Raw genomic sequence first — 4,530 nt, forward strand, 5'->3', positions numbered from 1 at the left:
CTCGACGACGCAGACCGACAGTTCCTGCCCCGCCTCGTTGGCGAGCTGTTTCAGGCGGATGGCCGCGCTCAGGCCCGACGGGCCGGCTCCGACGACAAGGACGTCGTACTCCATCACCTCGCGCGGATCGCGATCCATGGTCCCCATGCCTCCCGCTTGATTGAAGCGCCGGGGCCATTTCCGCAGGGTCCGGCGGCTTTCGGAACGGCGTATGCCTTTCGCACCCGCCAAAAAGGATATCTAAGCCCATGTAAGACCACAGGAGCCGTGGTAAGGTCAAACGATGATTGACCAATCCGACATACTGGCCGCCCTGCGCTGGCACGTCGACATCGGGTGCGACGAAGCCATCGGGGACGAGCCCTTGGACTGGGCGACGCTGGCCGCCCGGCCGGCGGTGGCGCGTGCGCCGGCCGGCGCGTCGGCGCTGCCGCCCGCCGCGGCGCGCCCTGTTCCGGCGCCGGCGTCGCGGTCGGCTTTCGGGGGGGCCTCCGGCGCGTCGATGTTCGGTGCGCCCGTCACGGCGGACCTGCCGCTGGGCGCCAGCGAGGCCGGGGCGAGCGCCCGCGCCCGCGCCGCCGAGGCGCGCAGCCTGGAGGAGTTGGAAGCGGCCCTGCGCGCCTTCGACGGCTGCCCGCTGAAGGCGACGGCGATGAACACGGTCTTCGCCGACGGCAACCCCGCCGCGGCGATCATGCTGATCGGCGAGGCGCCGGGCGAGGACGAGGACCGGCAGGGCAAGCCCTTCGTCGGGGTCAGCGGCAAGCTGCTCGACCGCATGCTGGCCCAGGTAGGGCTCGATCGCAGCAAGGTCTACATCAGCAACATCCTGCCCTGGCGCCCGCCCGGCAACCGGTCGCCGACTCAGGCGGAGATCGCCGCCTGCCTGCCCTTCCTGGAACGGCACGTCGAGCTGATCGGGCCGAAGGTGCTGGTGCCGCTTGGCGGCACCTCCGCCAAGACGTTGCTCAACCGGGCGGAGGGCATCACCCGCCTGCGCGGCCGCTGGTTCGACTACGCCTCCCCCGGCCTGCCCGGCCCGCTGCCGGTCATTCCGATGCTTCACCCGGCCTATCTGCTGCGCAACCCCATCGCCAAGCGCGAGGCATGGCGCGACCTGCTGACCCTGCGCCAGCGCTTTCCAGGCCAACCTTAAAAAGTTGGCTTTCTGCCCCCTTCCTAGCCTTCCCCCTCTTCGAGGTGGAGGGGACGGAGGTCGCTTCGCGTAAGGCACCCTCTCCCGCGACGCTCTCGCACAGACCGAAGGTTTGCGCTGACGCGGCAGGCGGACCTTTCGTCCGCCGAGAGCGGGCGGGCATGCCTTCGCGATGGTTAACGCCACCCATTCCCTAAAATACTTCTCTTATTGCATTTATTCTTGTACGGCCGTTCGAACATTCGATATCCATAGACATTCCAAACATTGCCCAAGTACTTCGAAAGATCGGATTGGTTTACCAAGTCTCCGCTATGCCATTATGCCAATCAGCACAGAAAGCCCCATGACCTTACGCCAAAAGGGTCTTCCCACCGGGCTAAGGCCATTTTCCCACCCACACTAAGTTGCTGAAAACTCTCGCGAACAGATCGCCATCACCGCTGTTGGAGAATCATCTTCTTGCGATTCCCGTCCACTGCGGTTATTCGAATACCATGTTCCGGATATTGTGCAGCGCAGCAAAAACCGTCTCGCTGCGGCGGAAGGTCCTGGGAATGGCGGGGGTGGCGCTGGCGCTGTGCGCAGCACCCGATCCGACGGGCGGCTATCGCCCAGCCCAGGCCGGCCTTGTGATCCACGCGCCGGATGGACGACCCGTCGTCCCGCCGGGATTCGATCGTGCCGAGCAGAACCTGCTTCTGTCGACGGATGCCGACGCGCGCGCTGTCCAGCTGACGGAGGAGGACGCCCGCCATTACCGGCGCATCTTCGCGCTTCAGGAACGGGGCGAGTGGGAAGGCGCCGACTGGGAAATCCGCCTGCTGCGCGACCGCCGCCTCATGGGCCATGTGCTGCGCCAGCGCTATCTGCACCCCGACCGCAAGGCCAGCTACGACGAGTTGGCCGGCTGGCTCCAGCGCTACGGCGACCTGCCGGGCGCCGAGCGCATCCACGCCCTGGCGCAGCGCCGCGCCCCCGCCGGCCAGCAGCGCGCCCTGAAACCGCCGCGCGGCGGCGACGGGGAGCGGCTGACCGGGTCGCTGGAGCGGCTGGGCGGCCTGCGCCCGGAACCGCTGCCGGAAAGCGTCTCCGACGAGGACCAGTCCGACCCGGACAAGAGCGCCGAGGCCGCCGAGGAAAAGACCAAGCTGACCGTTGCCCCGCGCAGCCGCACCGCCAGCCGCACAACCCACACCACCCCGTCCCGCGTGACCGACCTGCTGCGCGCCGGCAAGCCGGGGGCGGCGCTCGCCCTGCTCAACCAGGACGACTTCGGACGCAGCCTCGACTCGGTGCAGTACGATCAGGCGCGGGCGCGCATCGCCGCCTCGCTCTATTATTCCGGTGACGTGACGCAGGCGCTGTCGCTGGCCTCGGCCAGCGCCGCCCGTTCCGGCCCCGCGCTGACGGAGGCGCATTGGATCGCCGGCCTCGCCGCTTGGCGGCTGAAGCAATACGACCGCGCCGCCCGCCACTTCACCAATCTGGCCGAAGCCGGCCCGCAATCGCCCTGGCTGGCCTCCGCCGCCGACTTCTGGGCCGCCCGCGCCCACGCCCGACGGGGCCGCGAGGAGCAGGCCCGCGCCCATCTGGCCGCCGCGGCGCGCTACCCCCACACCTTCTATGGGCTTCTCGCGCACCGCAAGCTGGGCGGTTCGGGCGACCTGAACTGGCGCACGCCGGAGCTGACCGGGGACCATCTGAAGGCGCTGTCCGCCCTGCCCGGCGGCGCCCGCGCCATCGCCCTGATCCAGGCCGGCCAGCGCGAGGCGGCGGAGCTTGAGCTGCGCCGCATCCACCCGCGCGGCGACACGCTGGCCGAGCAGGCGCTGGTGGCGCTGGCCGACCGCGCGGAACTGCCGGGGTTGGCGCTCCAGGTCGGCAACGCGGTGGCCGGTCCGGACGGCGCCCCCTACACGGCGGCCCTCTACCCGGTGCCGCACTGGAAGCCGCGCGACGGCTTCGCCGTAGACCGCGCGCTGGTCTTTGCGGTGATGCGCCAGGAATCGCGCTTCGACCCGAAGCTGGTCAGCTCCGCCGGGGCCACCGGCCTGATGCAGATCATGCCCGCCACCGCCCAGCATGTGCAGGAGCGCAACGCCGACATCGGTCAGGCCGACGCCGCCCGCACCGGCCTGTTCGACCCCTCCACCAACATGGAGCTGGGGCAGCGCTACATGGCGGAGCTGCTGAACAGCCAGGACATCGGCAACAACCTGTTCCTGCTCGCCGCCGCCTACAACGCCGGCCCCGGCACGCTGGCGCGCTGGCGCCGGGAGCTGTCGGACATCGGCGACGATCCGCTTCTCTTCATCGAGAGCCTGCCCTACGCCGAGACGCGGAACTACGTCGAGAAGGTGGTCGCCAACTTCTGGATCTACCGGCTGCGGCTGGGGCAGGAAATCGAATCGCTGGACACCGTTGCGGCGGGCGGCTGGCCGGTCTATATGCCGGTGGATGTCTTCCCGGCGGCCCGGTCCACCCAGGTCGCGCAACACGCCGAATCCGCCGATGCCGAAAATTGACGAATCCCGCCCGTTCCTGCCCGTCAACATCGCCGTCATGACCGTGTCCGACACGCGCACGCTGGGCGACGACCGCTCGGGCGACGCGCTGGCGGAACGGCTGGCCGGCGCCGGCCACCGGCTGGGCGCCCGCGCCATCGTAAAGGACGACGTCGCCGCCATCCGCGCCCAGGTCCAGGCTTGGATCGCCGATCCGGAGATCGACGTGGTGCTGACCACCGGCGGCACCGGGGTCACCGGCCGCGACGTCACGCCGGAAGCGGTCGAGGCGCTGTTCGACAAGGCGATCCCCGGCTTCGGGGAGCTGTTCCGCCAGCTCAGCTACGCCAAGGTCGGCACCTCGACGATCCAGAGCCGGGCGACCGGCGGGGTCGCCAACGGCACCTACATCTTCGCCCTGCCGGGTTCGCCCAGCGCCTGCCGCGACGCCTGGGACGACATCCTGGTCTTCCAGCTCGACAACCGGCACCGCCCCTGCAACCTCGTCGAACTGATGCCGCGCCTGCGCGAGCATCAGGTGTGACCGGCACCGCAGGTTCGACCGGCACCGCCGGTCTTCACGGCGCCCTGACGCGGCTGCCGGCCTTCGCCGGTTTGCCGCGAGGCGCGCTGGAACCGATGCCGCGCCGGGGCGTGGCCCACGACCATGTGCGGCTGTCGGGAAAAGGTCTGGTCGCCCGCGTCCCGCGCTGGAGCCAGCTCGGGCTCGACCCCTTCGCCAATCTGGAGCAGCAGGCCGCCGCCTTCCGCCGCGCCGCGCCCGGCGGACACACGCCGGAACTGGCCGCCGTCCTGCCGCCGGGGCCGGAGCTGCCCATGGGCGCGCTGGTGGTGACGGAGATCGTC

The 4,530-nt window shown here is 70.1% G+C and carries 4 protein-coding genes and 1 pseudogene; 4 read left to right on the plus strand and 1 reads right to left on the minus strand.

The genetic code is table 11. The features are described from left to right. On the minus strand, positions 1-138 hold a 138-nt coding region (locus GBZ26_RS27230; protein WP_174441496.1), incomplete at its 3' end, for an FAD-binding protein. A 145-nt stretch (positions 139-283) separates the two neighbouring features. Between GBZ26_RS27230 and GBZ26_RS27235 the strand changes: the two genes are divergently transcribed. The 4 genes and pseudogenes from GBZ26_RS27235 to GBZ26_RS27250 all read left to right on the plus strand — a co-directional run. Then, on the plus strand, positions 284-1,156 hold the full coding sequence (locus GBZ26_RS27235) for a uracil-DNA glycosylase (RefSeq protein ID WP_174441497.1): 873 nt from the start codon (positions 284-286) through the stop codon (positions 1,154-1,156). 557 nt (positions 1,157-1,713) lie between these two features. Next, positions 1,714-3,684: a lytic transglycosylase domain-containing protein gene (locus tag GBZ26_RS27240; RefSeq protein WP_174441498.1), complete on the plus strand. Its 1,971-nt coding sequence runs from the start codon at positions 1,714-1,716 to the stop codon at positions 3,682-3,684. Further along, a complete protein-coding gene (moaB, locus tag GBZ26_RS27245) occupies positions 3,671-4,207 on the plus strand; it encodes a molybdenum cofactor biosynthesis protein B (protein WP_119510662.1) in 537 nt (178 codons plus the stop codon). Before GBZ26_RS27240 ends, moaB begins: the two co-directional genes overlap by 14 nt. After that, positions 4,204-4,530: pseudogene (locus tag GBZ26_RS27250) on the plus strand (aminoglycoside phosphotransferase); the annotation flags it as partial. The gene moaB and the pseudogene GBZ26_RS27250, both read left to right, overlap by 4 nt.

This window comes from Azospirillum formosense, from assembly GCF_013340925.1.
In the GTDB taxonomy this organism is placed as follows: domain Bacteria; phylum Pseudomonadota; class Alphaproteobacteria; order Azospirillales; family Azospirillaceae; genus Azospirillum; species Azospirillum formosense.

What these genes read in the sequence shown, in the direction of transcription:
- GBZ26_RS27235 (WP_174441497.1), top strand. Translation starts at nt 284, where the DNA reads ATGATTGACCAATCCGACATACTGGCCGCCCTGCGCTGGCACGTCGAC.
- GBZ26_RS27240 (WP_174441498.1), top strand. Translation starts at nt 1,714, where the DNA reads ATGGCGGGGGTGGCGCTGGCGCTGTGCGCAGCACCCGATCCGACGGGC.
- moaB (WP_119510662.1), top strand. Translation starts at nt 3,671, where the DNA reads ATGCCGAAAATTGACGAATCCCGCCCGTTCCTGCCCGTCAACATCGCC.